This is a genomic window from Thermococcus sp. AM4, from assembly GCF_000151205.2.
GTDB lineage: Archaea > Methanobacteriota_B > Thermococci > Thermococcales > Thermococcaceae > Thermococcus.
Map to the genome: position 1 here is coordinate 427,258 of NC_016051.1, position 14,792 is coordinate 442,049.

The 14,792-nt window shown below is 53.8% G+C and carries 15 protein-coding genes and 1 pseudogene; 11 read left to right on the forward strand and 5 right to left on the reverse strand.

All coding sequences use genetic code 11. The features are described from left to right. Positions 1 to 77 precede the first annotated feature (77 nt). Complete coding sequence (locus TAM4_RS02305) at positions 78 to 707, forward strand: IS607 family transposase (RefSeq protein ID WP_014121626.1); 630 nt, start codon at positions 78 to 80, stop codon at positions 705 to 707. Between the two features lie 23 nt (positions 708 to 730). Further along, positions 731 to 1,798 (forward strand): annotated as a pseudogene (locus TAM4_RS11585) (RNA-guided endonuclease TnpB family protein); the annotation flags it as partial. Positions 1,799 to 1,953: 155 nt separating this feature from the next. Here the strand turns inward: TAM4_RS11585 and TAM4_RS02310 are convergent. Then, complete coding sequence (locus TAM4_RS02310) at positions 1,954 to 2,889, reverse strand: inorganic phosphate transporter (protein ID WP_014121628.1); 936 nt, start codon at positions 2,887 to 2,889, stop codon at positions 1,954 to 1,956. A 105-nt stretch (positions 2,890 to 2,994) separates the two neighbouring features. Here TAM4_RS02310 and TAM4_RS02315 point away from each other — a divergent pair, with 105 nt between their 5' ends. From TAM4_RS02315 to TAM4_RS02330, 4 genes are all read left to right on the forward strand, one after another. After that, positions 2,995 to 3,633, forward strand: a complete 639-nt coding sequence (locus tag TAM4_RS02315; protein ID WP_014121629.1) for a hypothetical protein — start codon at positions 2,995 to 2,997, stop codon at positions 3,631 to 3,633. Positions 3,634 to 3,674: 41 nt separating this feature from the next. Further along, a complete protein-coding gene (locus TAM4_RS02320; protein WP_014121630.1) occupies positions 3,675 to 4,481 on the forward strand; it encodes a hypothetical protein in 807 nt (268 codons plus the stop codon). Positions 4,482 to 4,552: 71 nt separating this feature from the next. Further along, entirely contained in the window at positions 4,553 to 4,711 is a 159-nt protein-coding gene (locus TAM4_RS11710; RefSeq protein WP_014121631.1) for a hypothetical protein, read from the forward strand. Positions 4,712 to 4,716: 5 nt separating this feature from the next. Next, positions 4,717 to 5,256: a hypothetical protein gene (locus TAM4_RS02330; RefSeq protein ID WP_014121632.1), complete on the forward strand. Its 540-nt coding sequence runs from the start codon at positions 4,717 to 4,719 to the stop codon at positions 5,254 to 5,256. A 93-nt stretch (positions 5,257 to 5,349) separates the two neighbouring features. Here TAM4_RS02330 and hmgA read toward each other — a convergent pair whose 3' ends face one another. Together hmgA and TAM4_RS02340 are read right to left on the reverse strand one after the other, a co-directional pair. Continuing rightward, a complete protein-coding gene (hmgA, locus tag TAM4_RS02335; protein WP_014121633.1) occupies positions 5,350 to 6,570 on the reverse strand; it encodes a hydroxymethylglutaryl-CoA reductase (NADPH) in 1,221 nt (406 codons plus the stop codon). Between the two features lie 16 nt (positions 6,571 to 6,586). Next, positions 6,587 to 7,330 carry a MinD/ParA family protein gene (locus TAM4_RS02340; RefSeq protein ID WP_014121634.1) on the reverse strand — a complete coding sequence of 248 codons (744 nt, stop codon included), beginning with the start codon at positions 7,328 to 7,330 and terminating at the stop codon, positions 6,587 to 6,589. A gap of 178 nt (positions 7,331 to 7,508) precedes the next feature. Between TAM4_RS02340 and tdh the strand changes: the two genes are divergently transcribed. From tdh to pheT, 4 genes are all read left to right on the forward strand, one after another. After that, positions 7,509 to 8,558 carry an L-threonine 3-dehydrogenase gene (gene tdh, locus TAM4_RS02345; protein WP_014121635.1) on the forward strand — a complete coding sequence of 350 codons (1,050 nt, stop codon included), beginning with the start codon at positions 7,509 to 7,511 and terminating at the stop codon, positions 8,556 to 8,558. A gap of 68 nt (positions 8,559 to 8,626) precedes the next feature. Beyond that, positions 8,627 to 10,126: a phenylalanine--tRNA ligase subunit alpha gene (locus tag TAM4_RS02350; RefSeq protein WP_014121636.1), complete on the forward strand. Its 1,500-nt coding sequence runs from the start codon at positions 8,627 to 8,629 to the stop codon at positions 10,124 to 10,126. A gap of 5 nt (positions 10,127 to 10,131) precedes the next feature. Further along, on the forward strand, positions 10,132 to 10,356 hold the full coding sequence (locus tag TAM4_RS02355; RefSeq protein ID WP_014121637.1) for a DUF2283 domain-containing protein: 225 nt from the start codon (positions 10,132 to 10,134) through the stop codon (positions 10,354 to 10,356). A 2-nt stretch (positions 10,357 to 10,358) separates the two neighbouring features. Next, positions 10,359 to 12,065: a phenylalanine--tRNA ligase subunit beta gene (gene pheT, locus TAM4_RS02360; RefSeq protein ID WP_014121638.1), complete on the forward strand. Its 1,707-nt coding sequence runs from the start codon at positions 10,359 to 10,361 to the stop codon at positions 12,063 to 12,065. 185 nt (positions 12,066 to 12,250) lie between these two features. Here pheT and thyX read toward each other — a convergent pair whose 3' ends face one another. After that, entirely contained in the window at positions 12,251 to 13,030 is a 780-nt protein-coding gene (gene thyX, locus TAM4_RS02365; RefSeq protein ID WP_014121639.1) for an FAD-dependent thymidylate synthase, read from the reverse strand. Positions 13,031 to 13,122: 92 nt separating this feature from the next. Next, on the reverse strand, positions 13,123 to 13,629 hold the full coding sequence (locus tag TAM4_RS02370) for a DUF996 domain-containing protein (RefSeq protein ID WP_014121640.1): 507 nt from the start codon (positions 13,627 to 13,629) through the stop codon (positions 13,123 to 13,125). A 213-nt stretch (positions 13,630 to 13,842) separates the two neighbouring features. Between TAM4_RS02370 and argF the strand changes: the two genes are divergently transcribed. Beyond that, the gene (gene argF, locus TAM4_RS02375) at positions 13,843 to 14,790 is read left to right on the forward strand and encodes an ornithine carbamoyltransferase (protein ID WP_014121641.1); all 948 of its coding nucleotides are present in this window, start codon (positions 13,843 to 13,845) and stop codon (positions 14,788 to 14,790) included. The last annotated feature ends 2 nt before the right edge of the window (positions 14,791 to 14,792 follow it).

Sequence of the window (14,792 nt, forward strand, 5' to 3'; positions counted from 1 at the left end):
ATATCTTGAACTTAAAAGCCTTAGTTGACTGTTTTTGAGCAAAATGTTTAAAAGTTTTTGTGATTAAATGTGAGTATATGGTAGTAAAAGAGAAACTCTATACGCTCAAACAGGCGAGCGAAATACTCGGAGTTCACCCAAAAACAATCCAGAAATGGGATAGGGAAGGAAAAATTAAAGTCATTAGAACGCCCGGCGGACGAAGAAGAATCCCCGAAAGCGAAATCAAACGCCTCCTCGGGATAAAAGAGGAAAACGGCCTCATCATAGGCTACGCAAGGATTTCCAGCCACACTCAAAAAGACGACTTGGAACGACAAATCGAGGCGATAAAAGAATACGCAAGAGAAAGAGGCTGGCAAGTTAAAATCCTCAAGGACATTGGCTCCGGACTGAGCGAGAACAGGAAGAACTACCGGAAACTCCTTGAAATGATCGCCAAAGGAGAAGTTTCAAAAGTCATCATCACTTACCCCGACAGACTCACCCGTTTTGGGTTTAAAACACTCCAATTCTTCTTCCAGCAACATGGGGCAGAGATAATAACAATCCACGAGAAGGACAAAACCCCAAGAGAAGAACTAATTGAGGACTTGATGGCCGTAATCAGCCATTTTGCAGGCAAACTCTACGGAATGCGCTCTCACAAATACAAAAAACTCAAGGAAGGCTTGAAAAAACTCATAGAGGAGGTTGAAGACGAGTGAAAATCGTTCTCACCTACAAAATGATGCACGACTGGAACGTCGGAGAACTCCTCACTGAGTATCAAAAACTTCTCCAGCGGGCGATTGACGAGATTTGGGAACACACGACTTGGAAAGAGAAGAAAGTCAAACACAGATACTCCATCGGGAACGGAAGATACAAGTATTATGAAACTACCCGACTAATCCCATACTTTCCAAAATCAAACGAGTTCAAGAGGGAACTCAGGAACAAACTCCTCAAGAGCTGGCCTTTTGCCAAACACTACGTTGATTCCACCATAAAAACGGCATACTCAATCCTTGAGAGCTGGAGACAGAACTACCTGAAGGGAAGGCGGAAAAAGAGAAAACCGGTCGTAAAGAGGAAATTTGTGCGGGTCAAAACCACGTTGATGAAGGTTGAAGGCTCAAAAATCAGAATAACCGTCAAACCGAGGGAAGAATACCTCGAACTTGACTATTCTGGCGAGTGGTTTTATGAGAGGATTAAGGACTGGAAGGTTGGCGAGTTGATAATTAGAGAAGAGGAAATTTACCTGACCTTCTCGAAGGAAGTCGAGTTTTCGAGAAGGATTAAAATCGGAATTGACAGCAACTTAACGAGCCTTGACGTTTATCACCCTGAGAAGGGCTGGATTAAGGTGGACTTGAGTGAACTCCACAGGATTGCGGAGACTTATGACGAGATTATCGACAGACTCAAGAGCATTCAGAGGAAGGCTCCGAAGAGAATTTCAAGACTGCTCAAAAAGTATTATGCTCGCAGGCGGAACAGGATTGAGGATTACCTTAACAAACTCGTAGTTCAGCTCTCAAAGGAGTTTCCTGATGCGGTTTTCGTCTTCGAGGACTTGAACAAGTTCAGCATGTTCAACGGAAATGGTAGAAAGTTCAACCGGAAACTCTCACGCTCAACTTGGAGTAAGATTGTCCAGAAACTCTCCTATCATGTTCCGGTTGAGTTCGTCAATCCCGCTGGCACTTCCTCCACCTGCCCGAGATGTGGGAGTAGGTTGGAGTCCCGAAACGGGCTGGTGGAGTGTTCTAACTGTGGGTTTAAGGCGGATAGACAGTTTGTTGGAGCGTTCAACGTTTTCGTGCGGGGACTTGGGGTCGCCCTGAGCGGGGGCGAGGCCGGTGATTTACTCCCCAATGAACCCGGAGGGGAGTTGAGGCTGATGAACCCCAAGTCCGTCGTGAGGGTTGACTTGAACGGGAGAACACTCACTTACCCCCCTAAAACTCACGACGGACAGACCCCTGCCGAGAAGAGCTTGATGAGCAGGAAAGCGAGGATTCCGGCGAAGAGCGGCGCGCGAACCCAGCTCTTCACGATGTCCACGAGGAGCTTTTTGTTCACGTGCTCCCCCTTGTAGGCGCTCAGCCCGCTTATCGCCCCGACTATCGCTTGGCCCGAGCTGACGGGCAGACCGAAGAGGTTCGCGGTGCTGACCGCTATCGAGGCCCCGAACTGACTCGAGAAGGCCGAAGTCGGGCCGAGGGGTGCTATGTCCTTTCCTATCGTCATCATGACCTCGTAGCTGAAGGTGAGCGTTCCGAAGGCCATCACAAGGGCGAGGAAAGCGTTCGGGTCGGACATTCCGCCGGCCTTTGCGAGGCCTATGACGTTCGAGACCTCGTTCGTGCCGAGGTTGAAGGCCGAGAATGCCGAGGCGAGAAAGACGAGCCACTTCTGGGTGAGTTCAAGGTTCTTGAGGCACTTTATCCTCCGGAGGAGAGGCTTATAGAGCTTGTACACCGCTATGGCCAGGAGGGAAGCAAGAACTGGAGAAAAGAACCACGCCGAGACGATTTTACCGATTGTCCACCAGTCAACGGGGAGACCGAGGGCGAGGGAGGAACCTATGAGCGCGCCTATTATGGACTGGGTCGTCGAGATTGGCCGTCCCCAGAGGCTCGCGATTGTGACGGCCGATGCCGCGCTGAAGAGGGCGAGGGCGATTATGCCTGGATAAAGCCCGCTCGCTAGCCCCGTTATCGTCCCCGAAACGCCGGAACGTCCAATGACCGCCCCAAGGGTTGTGAACACCGCTATTATGAGCACCGCACGCCTGAAGCCCACTACACCGGAGCCAACGGCCGTGCCGACTGCCTTTGCGCTGTCGTTCGCTCCGACGGCCCATGCCATGAAGAACGCCGCTGCGACGACCTCGATCATTCCCTCACCTCTCTATAGTCTATATAGTCTATGTGGCACAGAGTTGAGCATTTAAAAGGGTTTCGGATGATAAAACTTTAAAGCATCGTTGCGGAGTTACTCACCATGAGAAAGAAGATCCTGAAGGCAATGACCAACTTCGGCACCGGCACGTGGCTGACCTACGCTCTCTTTCGGGGCAACCCCTCTGAGCTGTCCAGAGAGATCGAGACGGCCCTTTCCGGGATGGAGATCCGGTACAACCGCCTCGTTGATCCCGACTGCTACTCGCTCAGGGCTTACGTCACGGAGCACTTTGGAGAGGGCATTCTCCTCATCGAGATACGGGGAGCTGAGGGGAAGGTCTTCTACATTGTTCCAAATCTCTCAAGGGTGGAGTTCAAAAACCTCAGGCCGGAGTTCGAGCTCAGATTCATGGTCACGAAGAGAGCGGGCCTTGAGGCGCTCACAGACTACATCTGCAGGGGTAGGATAACGAAGCGCCACGCCTACCGCTCGGCCGCGAGTTTCGTTGTGAGCATGCTTGCTGGCTTTCTAAGCTCTGCATTAGGCGGAAGCTTTGGGCCCTTTGCTCAGTTCGTGGTTGGACTGCTCGTTCTCTTCACGGTGCTCTTTCTCCTCGAGTATCCCCTGTCCGTTCTAAGCCTCAAGGGTGTTAAAACAGTGGAGGAGAAGAGGAAGGTCAAGATTCTGGTTGTGAGAAAGAGCGGCGATCTTCCTAATGGTGGCACGAAATTGAAATGAGAGGATTGACGGGATAGTGCTTGAGGCTCTTGGTGATAGCTATGGGCGTTGATAATAGCATTTACTTTGTGTTTGATAAAAAGCCGGAGGAGGTTGAAGACTTCCTTAAGAGGGAGTTTGAAGTTGATGTTCGGGACAGGGAGTGGGATGATCCTTGGATAGATTACCTCAAGGAAAAGGGCCTCTTGGGAGAGGATTTTCAGCTCGTTGTCTCAGGCGAACTGCTTTTTGACCCTCCTTTGAGGACTGATGAAGGGGAGACTGTATCCAATGCAGACTTCTATATTTACACTGTCGAGGGTTACACAATCCTCGAAATTCACCCCGTTCTGAGGAGCAGGTGGTGGTTCGTCCTCAGTTCGGAAGTTATCAGACTCCTAAAACAGTTCATGAAGGGGGAGCCACTCCTAATATGCGGCTACCGGGATGATACAGACCTGACGAAACTCGGCTTCGAGCACAACATGTCCTACCTGTTCATAAACTGGCTTCCAGAGGCAATTAAAACCGGAAAACTCGAAACCCTACCCTCAGCCCTCACGGCAATTAGGAAAGAACTCTTAGACTTGGAGAATGGTCTCTACGAGCTTATTGAAAGGCCTGGGAGAGAAGAAAAGGAGTACGTGCTGGTAAAGAGTCTTGGGGACTACAAAATACTCGTTGCGGTGAAGGAGATTGATCTAACGGATGAGGAGTGCTATCTCGAACTTTTGGAGGACAGAGCATGGTTCAGCTTGGAAATCGTTGGGGTTATCTTCAAGCGCATTGGCAGGAGAATTGAGGATGAGCTCCTTCTAAAAAGGGCCGAAGAGTTCTTCAGGGAGCAGGTGGGGGAAGATGGGCATTGAGAACTACATTTACTTCCTGTTTAGTCATTAAGTTGCTGGAGGATATCAATATCCTTAAAAAGGCCAGTGCCGTGGAGTTTAAGCCCATAGACTGGGAGTTTGAGGAAAAAGTGAGGCAGAGAATAGTCCGAGAATGGTACAGGCACGGGATAAAACTACCCGCTCCCGTTGGGGTCTATTCCGGCGTGCTCTTTCCGAACTATCGCGTCAAAACAACGGAAGGGAAATAACCAGTATGGACTTCACAATCTACCGGGCAGGCTGGCTCTCGGTCATTGAACTCCATCCAAACCCAAGGAGCTGGTGGTGGGAGGCCTACAGTCACGAGGTTGTTGCCTTTCTGAGGCAGTTCTTCAAGTGGGATGTTCTCCTAATCGCGGGCCTGAACGACTGGACTGATTTAAGAGGTACATTGACGCTTGACGATATGGAGCTCTTCATAGCCAAGCTCGCCGAGTGGATCACCCTTAGGAGCCTGCCCGCGATCCCCTCTGCCTTTACGCTGGCCAAGGAGGATCTTTTGGATATTGGCTACGGTCTCCACCGGGTTTTCACGTCGGAAAGGGGGTACTACAGTTATGTTCTGGCAGAACCCCTGGATGATTACACCGCGATTTGGATCATCGGGCGTGTGGACTTCAACGATCCGATGGAGTTATGCGAGACCTTTGGCGCCGAGGTTGAGCTGACCCTCTCACTAACTGGAGCATCACTCCTTCCGCTAACAGAACTGAGGCCTTCTGAAGATGGCGCCTCCTCCAGATTGAAAGAATGACCTTCAAAGCCCAGATAACCGGTGGCTATGACCTGTTCCGCTGTCCTGAGAGGCAGTAGTGGAGAATAGAAAGGACGAAGGAATAAAAAACCCTCAGCGCCCCAGCTCTTTATGGGCCTTCGCGAGGTGTTTCGCCGCTATCGCCGCGAGGAGCGAGAGTTCCCCAGCGAGAACCGCTCCGGCAACTATCTCCGCGAACTTCTTGGCGTTTGTGCCAGGTGGGTCGCCTCCTCCAGCGACGCCCATAATGCTTAAGGCCTCCCTCTGGGTCGGGACGCGCGTTCCTCCTCCGACGGTTCCGATTTCGAGGCTCGGCATTGTTATGCTGATGTAGAGGTCTCCCTCAGGCGTAACCTCCGCGAGGGTTATGCCGTGAGAGCCTTCTGTAATCTGCGCCTCGTCCTGGCCCGTGGCGAGGAAGATTGCTCCGACTATGTTGCCAAAGTGAGCGTTGAAGCCGTAGGAACCGGCCTGGGCCGAGCCGACGAGGTTCTTGCGGTAATTCACCTCGGCTATGAGTTCCGGCGTGGTCTTGAGCTTCCTCTCGACTATCTCCCTCGGCACTATCGCCTCGGCAATGACAGTTTTCCCGCGCCCGTTGATGAAATTCATGGCGTTGGGCTTCTTGTCAACGCAGAGGTTGCCCGAGAGCGCCAGATACCTAACGTCCGGAAACTCCTCTCCGATGACCTTCATTATCTCCTCGCTCGATATCGTTACCATGTTCATTCCCATGGCGTCGCCGGTCTCGAACTCGAAGCGCAGGTAGAGGTTGTTGCCCACTATGAAGGGCTTAACATCGCGAAGCTTTCCGTGTCTGGTAACCTTGCTGACGGCCTTCTCTTGCAGGTAGTCTATGTTCTCTTTCACCCACTCCGCGACTTCTCTCGCTCTCCTCGCGTCGGGGCACTTGAGGAGCGGTGCGCGGGTCATTTTGTCGTCGATGAGCGTCGTCTTAACACCACCTGCCTCGGTGAGGGCGGAGCAACCGCGGTTCACGCTCGCAACGAGCGCACCCTCGGTGGTGGCGAGGGGTATGTAGAACTCACCCTTTGCATATTCTCCGTTGATTTTGAGGGGCCCTGCAACGCCCATCGGTATCTGGACGACGCCTATCATGTTCTCGATGTTCCTGCCGATGACCTGCTCGGGGTCTATGCTGTAGTGCCCGATGTGGTCGAGCTTCACGCCGAGCTTCCTCTCGAGGGCCTTCCTCCTTACTTCCGTTGCGGTCCTCTTGTCGGTGTACTTCTCAACCTGGTGGAGCTTCACCTCTCCCTTAACGACCTTCTCAACGAGCTCCTCAAACTCCATTTCAACACCCCCAGAATCAGCCGAAGATCCACTCCTCAAGAACCTCCCCCGCTTCGGCGAAGGCTAAAGCTGCGTCGCTCTTCGGTTTGTAAGCGAGCACTGGGATTCCGACGTTTATCGACTCGGGAACCGCGTCATCGAATGGCACCCAGCTGAGAACAGGAACGCCGACCTCGTTCTCTATCACGTCTATGATCTTGTCCACCACGTCGGCGCTCTCGCGAACCTTGTTGAGGACGACGCCGATCTTGAGCCCATACTCCTCGCCGAGGGCCTTAAGCTTGTTTACCTCGTTCTCGACCATCGTCTCAAAGGAGTAGATCGGTGAACGCTCTATCTCCACCACGATTATCTGGTAATCCGCCACCTCGAAGGTGGGAAGGGTGTCAAAGGGAACGCCTGTGGGGGAATCGACAAAAACGACACCGAACTTGTACTTAACCCTCTCCACAAGGTCCCTCAGGCCCTGGGGAGAGATTCCGATTACATCGTGGAGGTTTGAGCTCCCGGGCATCACATAAACTCCCGTCTCCCGATGCTTGTAGATCGCCCACTCCGGATCGAGGCTTGGATCCCTGAGAAGCGAGTGAACAGTGTACTTGACGTTGTCCATGCCAAAGTGGAACCCGAGGTTCGGGAGGTAGAGGTCGCCGTCTATTGCAAGAACCCTGTACTCCCTCCCCGCCAGAAAAGTGCTCAGGTTGGCGGTGGTCGTGGTCTTTCCGGCACCACCCCTGCCCGTCATTACGATCACTGCCATTTTATTCCCTCCACCCCGAAGTTTTTGAAATTCCTTTTTATTAACTTTTCCACGGTTGAACACGTATCAACATTGCCGCCGTCAGGTGAGACATCTTCAAGCACTCATTTAGGTTGCACTCTACCAGAAAAAGTTTATATCTAAGCACATCTACGAAAATCTGTAGGGGATGGTTGCCATGACAGAGAAAATGCCCGCTATTATGAAGACCAAACCCGCTTACGGTGCCGAGCTCGTTGAGGTTGACGTTCCCAAGCCCGGGCCGGGCGAGGTTCTCATCAGGGTTCTCGCGACGAGCATCTGCGGAACCGACCTGCACATCTACGAGTGGAACGAGTGGGCGCAGAGCAGAATCAAGCCGCCCCAGATCATGGGGCACGAGGTCGCTGGAGAGGTCGTCGAGGTCGGCCCAGGCGTCGAGGACCTCCAGGAGGGCGATTACATAAGCGCCGAAACCCACATCGTCTGCGGCAAGTGCTACGCCTGCAAGCACAACCGCTACCACGTCTGCCAGAACACCAAGATTTTCGGCGTCGATATGGACGGCGTCTTCGCTACCTATGCCATCGTTCCGGCCCAGAACGCCTGGAAGAACCCCAAGGATATGAAGCCCGAATACGCCTCACTCCAGGAGCCCCTTGGCAATGCAGTTGATACCGTTTTAGCCGGCCCGATAGCTGGAAGGAGTACGCTCATAACCGGGGCCGGCCCGCTCGGACTGCTCGGCATAACCGTCGCGAAGGCGAGCGGTGCTTACCCGGTCATCGTGAGCGAGCCGAGCGACTTCAGGAGAAAGCTCGCCAAGAAGGTCGGTGCCGACTACGTCATCAACCCCTTCGAGGAGGACCCGGTTGAGGTCGTCATGAGCATAACCGACGGTGCCGGGGTTGAGGTATTCCTTGAGTTCAGCGGTGCGCCTAAAGCTCTGGAGCAGGGCCTTAAGGCGACGACCCCTGGAGGAAGGGTCTCCCTGCTCGGACTGTTCCCGCGCGACGTCACGCTCGACTTCAACAACCTCATAATCTTCAAGGCCCTTGAAGTTCACGGCATCACCGGAAGGCACCTCTGGGAGACCTGGTACACGGTCTCAAGCCTGATTCAGAGTGGAAAGCTCAACCTCGACCCGATTATCACCCACAAGTATAAGGGCTTTGACAAGTTTGAAGAGGCCTTCGAGCTGATGAGAGCAGGAAAGACCGGCAAGGTCGTCTTCTTCCCGAAGGAGTGATTTTTCCTCCTTTTCTTTCACCGCAATTCTTAAGTAAGCCCTTCCCCACTTCCCCCGGAGGTGTTGGAATGGAGCTGAGTTATGGGGAGAAGCTCACCCTCATCAAGCTCAACGAACTGAAAAAAGCGAAATTCGAGGAACTCGTTAAAGAGACCGGTCTCGAGCAGGTAGCGGTCATGAGGGCCGTTCTCGGCCTGCAGGCGAAGGGTTTGGCCAAGCTTCACGAGAGGAGTGAGAGGGTCGTTAAGCTCACTGAGACCGGAAAGAAGTACGCCGAAATTGGCCTTCCAGAGTGGAGGGCCCTAAAGCTCCTCCGCGAGAGGAGAAAGGTTACGCTCGACGACCTCAGAGAAGTCCTCAGCGATGACGAGCTCAAGCCGATAGTGGGTCTCCTCAGGAAGGAGGGCTGGGCGAGCGTCAGGAAGGAGGACGGTAAGCTCGTCCTTGAAATCACGGAGAAGGGGCTTGAAGCTGAGGAGAGGCCCATTGACAGGGCCCTAAAGCTCCTCGCCGAGAAGGGGGTTGTCCCGGTTAAGGAAATCGAGAAGCTCGTCCCTGTCAAGGAGCTCAAGAGGAGGAAAATCGGCGAGGAGGAAACGGTAACCGAGAGGGAAGTCGAGATTACTCCGGAGGGCGAGCAGTTAGCTCCGAAAGTCGAGCTGAAGCGAGAGGTCTCGGTTCTAACCCCTGAACTCATAAAGTCCGGCAAATGGAGGGAAGTTGAGTTCAGGAAGTTCGACATAAAGGCCCCGGTGAGGAGGATTTACCCTGGCAAGAAGCAGCCCTATAGAGCTTTCCTCGACAAGATAAGGAGAAGGCTCATCGAGATGGGCTTCATCGAGATGACGGTTGAGAGCATGATTGAGACCCAGTTCTGGAACTTCGATGCCCTCTTCCAGCCCCAGAACCACCCGGCGAGGGAGTGGACCGACACTTACCAGCTCAAGTACCCGAAGAGCGGTTTCCTGCCCGAGGCGGAGCTCGTTGAGAGGGTTAAGACCGCCCACGAGCGCGGTCTGGCCGGCTCGCGCGGCTGGGGCTACGTCTGGTCTCCGGAGAGGGCGATGCTCCTCATGCCGAGGGCGCACGGAACTGCCCTTGACGCGAGACAGTTAGCTAAGGGCGTCGAGATTCCGGGGAAGTACTTCACGATTCAGCGCGTTTTCAGGCCGGACGTCCTCGACAGGACTCACCTCATCGAGTTCAACCAGATTGACGGCTTCGTCGTCGGCGAGGAGCTGAACTTTAGACACCTCCTCGGAATCCTCAAGCGCTTCGCGGTGGAAATCGCCGGAGCGAAAAAGGTGAAGTTCCTACCCGACTACTACCCGTTCACGGAGCCAAGCGTCCAAATGAGCGCATACCACCCTGAACTTGGCTGGGTCGAGTTTGGCGGTGCCGGAATCTTCCGCGAGGAGATGACCAAGGCTCTGGGCATCGACGTCCCGGTCATCGCGTGGGGAATCGGAATCGACAGGTTGGCAATGTTCAAGCTCGGGATAGACGACATACGCTACCTCTTCAGCTACGACCTCCGCTGGCTGAGGGAAGCGAAGCTGGTGTGGTGAGTAAAATGGCGAAGAACGTAAGGTACGACCCCGACGTTGATATCCTTTACGTTCAGCTCTCGAAGAAGAAGCCCGTTGATGCCGACATGAAAGGAGATGTAGTCATAGACCTCGACGAGAACGGAGAGGTCGTTGGCTTCGAGATTTGGCGCGCGAGGGAGCTAATCCTGCCGGAGTTCATGAAGTTCATCGAGAAGATAAAGGCTGAGAAGGCCCACGTGGAGGGTTGAAGATGCCAAAGTTCGACGTGTCAAAGCGGGATTTGGAAAGGCTCGTCGGGAAGGAGTTCACGGTCGAGGAGTGGGAGGACCTCTTCCTCTACGCCAAATGCGAGCTGGACGACGTCTGGGAGGAGAACGGTGAAATCTACTTCAAGGCCGACTCGAAAGATACGAACAGGCCCGACCTCTGGAGCGCCGAGGGGATAGCAAGGCAGATACGCTGGGCGCTCGGCTTCCAAAGAGGACTGCCGAAATACGAGGTCGAGAAAAGCGACGTTGCCGTTTACGTTGACGAGAGGCTGAAGGATATCCGTCCATACGGTGTTTACGCAATCGTTGAGGGCCTTAAACTCGACGAAGAAGCGCTCAAGCAGATGATTAACCTCCAGGAGAAGGTGGCTCTGACATTCGGAAGGAGGAGAAGGGAGGTAGCGATAGGCATCTTCGACTTCGACAAGGTGAAGCCCCCGATATACTACAGGGCAGGGGAGAAAACCGAGAGGTTCGTCCCGCTCGGCTTCGAGGAGGAGCTTACGCTGGAGGAAATCCTTGAAAAGCACGAGAAAGGGAAAGAGTACGGCCATTTGATTAAGGACAAGCCCTACTACCCTCTCCTCGTGGACAGCGAGGGTAAGGTTCTCTCGATGCCCCCGATAATCAACTCCGAAACGACCGGAAGGGTGACGACCGAAACGAGGAACGTCTTCGTTGACGTCACCGGCTGGGATTTGAACAAGGTCATGCTAGCCCTTAACGTTGTCGTTACTGCTTTGGCGGAGCGCGGAGGAAAGATTAGGAGCGTTAAAGTCGTTTACCCGGACTTCGAGATTGAAACGCCCGATTTAACTCCCAAGTCCTTCGAGGTCGAGCTGGACTACATAAGGAAGCTGACCGGCCTCGAGCTGAGCGACGGCGAAATCAAGGACCTCCTCGAGAGGATGATGTACGAGGTGAAGCTTGAGGACGGTAAAGCAAAGCTCCTCTATCCGGCCTTCCGCGACGACATAATGCACGCCAGGGACGTTTTAGAGGACGTTCTCATCGCCTACGGCTACAACGAGATTGAGCCCGAGGAGCCGAAGCTTGCCGTCCAGGGCAGGGGCGATAAGTTCGTTGAGTTCGAGGACGCCGTCAGAGAGCTGATGGTCGGCTTCGGCCTTCAGGAGGTCATGACCTTCAACCTGACCAACAGGGAGGCCCAATACGAGAAAATGAATCTCCAATACGGAAGGGACTACTTCAACAACCCACCGGCTGAACTCGTCGAGATAGAGAACCCGATAAGCCCGAAGTGGTCGGCGCTGAGGAACTGGCTTCTGCCGAGTTTGCTCGACTTCCTGAGCCAGAACACCCACGAGGAGTACCCGCAGAGGCTCTTCGAGGTCGGCAAAGCGACGCTCATCGACGAGGGTAGAGAAACGAAGACGGTCAGCGAGAGCAAGCTTGCCGTCGTGCTGGCCCAGCCGAGGGTTACCTTCACCGACGCGAAGGAAATCCTTGACAGCGTGATGAGGCATCTTGGCTTCGAATACGAGCTTGAAGAGGTCGAGCACCCGAGCTTCATTCCGGGCAGGGTTGGAAAGGTAATCGTAAACGGCCAGACCATCGGCGTAATCGGCGAAATTCACCCTGCGGTCTTAGAAAAGTGGGGAATCGAGATGCCCGTTGCCGGCTTCGAGCTGTTCCTAAGGCCCCTCTACACGGAGCCCTACCTTTAGTCTTCCTTTACCCTTTTCTCCAGCCCAATGCACATGAGCTCGAAGTTTGTAACGCTTATGAGCACCTCAACGTCAAAGACTTCCTCCATCTTCACCACCAATGACATGATATGCCAACCTCTTTATCAATATTTTCGCTAAAAAGCTGTCATTTTGTCAATATCGGGGAAAAATAGGCGAGAGCATTAGCTCTCTGACGGATTTTTACCCCCATGCCCCCTGCCAAATTCGCCAGAAACGAGTCCCTGCCACTTCTCCTTTGTCCTCTTCCAGCAGCCCGGCGGCATGAGTTCCCGCTCAGGACAGTAGCCGAGCTGAATGCACCTCGGTCCGAGCCTCGCCCATTTTATAATCGGCCTGAGCTCTTCGTTTCTCGCGATCTCCTCCAGCATCTTCCAGGCAACCTCTCGGAGCTCCCACTGGGTCCTCTCGCATAGCCTCAGACCGAAGAAGTGCTTCAACTCGCGGAGGTTCATGGTTACGACTATCTTCGTTTTCACCGCCTGCGGAAGGATGAAGCGCGCGTCCTCCTGGTGAACCCCTGCTTTGTAGCTCTCCTCGTACAGCTCGATGGCTTCGCGCATAAGCTTCCTCCACTTTTTATAGAGTTCGGGTCTCTCCCTCACGCTTTCGGGAATCACGAAGGTATCCTCAACGTCTTCCGGGTTTAATTTTATGTAGCGCTGTGACTGCTGGGTATAACTTGCAAGTCTATGCCTTACGAGTTGGTGCGAACATGTTCGAGAACAGCCTTCGATCGAGAACGTCAGGACCGCGTGCTCTAAAATTGACTCGTGGCCGTAGCCGAGAACCCTTGGCAGATGCCTCTCAACGTCATTCTCTGTCATTCGCTCGAAGGCTTCACTCTCCCAGCCGTCCCAATAGCTTATTAGTGCCGCCCAGGTGACAGTTTCAAGGGGCCTCTTCGTATAATTGACGAGTCTGACCTTTATTCTATTCCCCATCCGGGCCACCAAGAAGAGAGGGACGAGGGTTTTATTAGTGTTACTAAGGGGTTGGCCAACTAAAAGGACGAGAAGAGAGGAAAAAGAAACTGTCAAAACTCCGCCGTTGGCGTGGGGGAGCTCTTCTCGAGGGTATCGGGCAGGGAGAAGTACGCAACTATCTCAAGGATCGCGGCGATTGCAATCAGCAGGCCACCGATCAGGAATATCATCAGGATAGCTCCAACTATGTAAAGCAGGGCCACGGTGTGGAACATTCCCACGCCCGTTTCCTCGGCTATCAGGTCGTAGCTCTGCTTCATGAACCATGCACCGACTATCAGCAGAACAACGGCTATGAAGCCCCCGAGACCAAGAACACCAACTCCGAACTTCCCGCTTCTGATCGCGGCCATGAAGCTACCGAACACTATGATGCCACCGATGATGTTGGTAATCGCCGCCCAGAGGTACTTGTTGAAGATATCTTCGTTGCCCGTTGCCTCGGAGATCTGCTTCACTGCCAGGAGCTTCAGGATAAATCCAATAAACCCCAGTCCAATAACGCTCAGTATTGCTCCAATTCCACCCAGCATTTTTGCGTTTTTAAGTTCCGCCATAGGATCACCTCAAACTACTAAGGGGACAAGAATGTATAAAAAGGTTTTCGTTTTGGCGGTCACCCATGGGGTTTTTAGGGTGCATACTCTCCAGTGGTTTAGTGACATTTGGAAAGTGTTACGGGCGGAATTCTCAAAATGATTCAATGAACTCGGGAGTAATCCGACGAAAGGGTTATTAAATTCCGGAAACAGCCTTAAACGGTGATGCGCATGGTGGTTAGCCTTGCCGGAAGGGACGTTCTCTGCCTTCAGGACTTCACGAGGGAGGAGCTTGAGACTATTCTCAAGACGGCTGAGATGATGAAGATCTGGAACAAGATTGGAAAGCCGCACCGCGTTCTCGAGGGCAAAACGCTCGCCATGATCTTCCAGAAGCCCTCGACCAGAACCAGAATTTCCTTCGAGGTTGGAATCTACCAGCTCGGCGGCTACGGCCTCTACCTCAACGCCCAGGATCTCCAGCTCAGGCGCGGCGAGACCATCGCCGACACCGCGCGCGTTCTCAGCAGGTACGTCGACGGAATAATGGCCCGCGTTTACGCCCACAAGGACGTTGAAGACCTCGCCAAGTACGCGAGCGTCCCGGTCATCAACGGTCTGTCCGACTTCAGCCACCCGTGCCAGGCTCTGGCGGATTACCAGACCATACTCGAGAAGAAGGGCAGGATTCAGGGCCTCAAGATAGTCTACGTCGGTGATGGAAACAACGTGGCTCACTCACTCATGATAGCCGGAACCAAGCTTGGCGCTCATGTCGTCGTTGCAACTCCCGAGGGCTACGAGCCGGACGAGAGGGTCATTAAGTGGGCCGAGCAGAACGCGGCCGAGAGCGGTGGTTCCTTCGAGCTCACCCACGACCCGGTTCAAGCCGTCAAGGACGCGGACGTCATCTACACCGACGTCTGGGCGAGCATGGGCCAGGAAGCCGAGGCCGAGGAGAGAAGGAAGATATTCCAGCCGTTCCAAGTCAACAAGGAGCTCGTCAAGCACGCCAAGCCCGACTACATCTTCATGCACTGCCTCCCGGCTCACAGGGGAGAGGAAGTCACCGACGACGTCATAGACAGCCCGAACAGCGTCGTCTTCGACCAGGCCGAGAACAGGCTCCACGCCCAGAAGGCCGTTATGGCCCTCGTCATGGGCGGAATAAAGGTTTGAAG

Coding starts and splice junctions, on each gene's coding strand:
- TAM4_RS02305 (WP_014121626.1), top strand. CDS start 78: ATGGTAGTAAAAGAGAAACTCTATACGCTCAAACAGGCGAGCGAAATA.
- TAM4_RS02310 (WP_014121628.1), bottom strand. CDS start 2,889: ATGATCGAGGTCGTCGCAGCGGCGTTCTTCATGGCATGGGCCGTCGGA.
- TAM4_RS02315 (WP_014121629.1), top strand. CDS start 2,995: ATGAGAAAGAAGATCCTGAAGGCAATGACCAACTTCGGCACCGGCACG.
- TAM4_RS02320 (WP_014121630.1), top strand. CDS start 3,675: ATGGGCGTTGATAATAGCATTTACTTTGTGTTTGATAAAAAGCCGGAG.
- TAM4_RS02330 (WP_014121632.1), top strand. CDS start 4,717: ATGGACTTCACAATCTACCGGGCAGGCTGGCTCTCGGTCATTGAACTC.
- hmgA (WP_014121633.1), bottom strand. CDS start 6,570: ATGGAGTTTGAGGAGCTCGTTGAGAAGGTCGTTAAGGGAGAGGTGAAG.
- TAM4_RS02340 (WP_014121634.1), bottom strand. CDS start 7,330: ATGGCAGTGATCGTAATGACGGGCAGGGGTGGTGCCGGAAAGACCACG.
- tdh (WP_014121635.1), top strand. CDS start 7,509: ATGACAGAGAAAATGCCCGCTATTATGAAGACCAAACCCGCTTACGGT.
- TAM4_RS02350 (WP_014121636.1), top strand. CDS start 8,627: ATGGAGCTGAGTTATGGGGAGAAGCTCACCCTCATCAAGCTCAACGAA.
- TAM4_RS02355 (WP_014121637.1), top strand. CDS start 10,132: ATGGCGAAGAACGTAAGGTACGACCCCGACGTTGATATCCTTTACGTT.
- pheT (WP_014121638.1), top strand. CDS start 10,359: ATGCCAAAGTTCGACGTGTCAAAGCGGGATTTGGAAAGGCTCGTCGGG.
- thyX (WP_014121639.1), bottom strand. CDS start 13,030: ATGGGGAATAGAATAAAGGTCAGACTCGTCAATTATACGAAGAGGCCC.
- TAM4_RS02370 (WP_014121640.1), bottom strand. CDS start 13,629: ATGGCGGAACTTAAAAACGCAAAAATGCTGGGTGGAATTGGAGCAATA.
- argF (WP_014121641.1), top strand. CDS start 13,843: ATGGTGGTTAGCCTTGCCGGAAGGGACGTTCTCTGCCTTCAGGACTTC.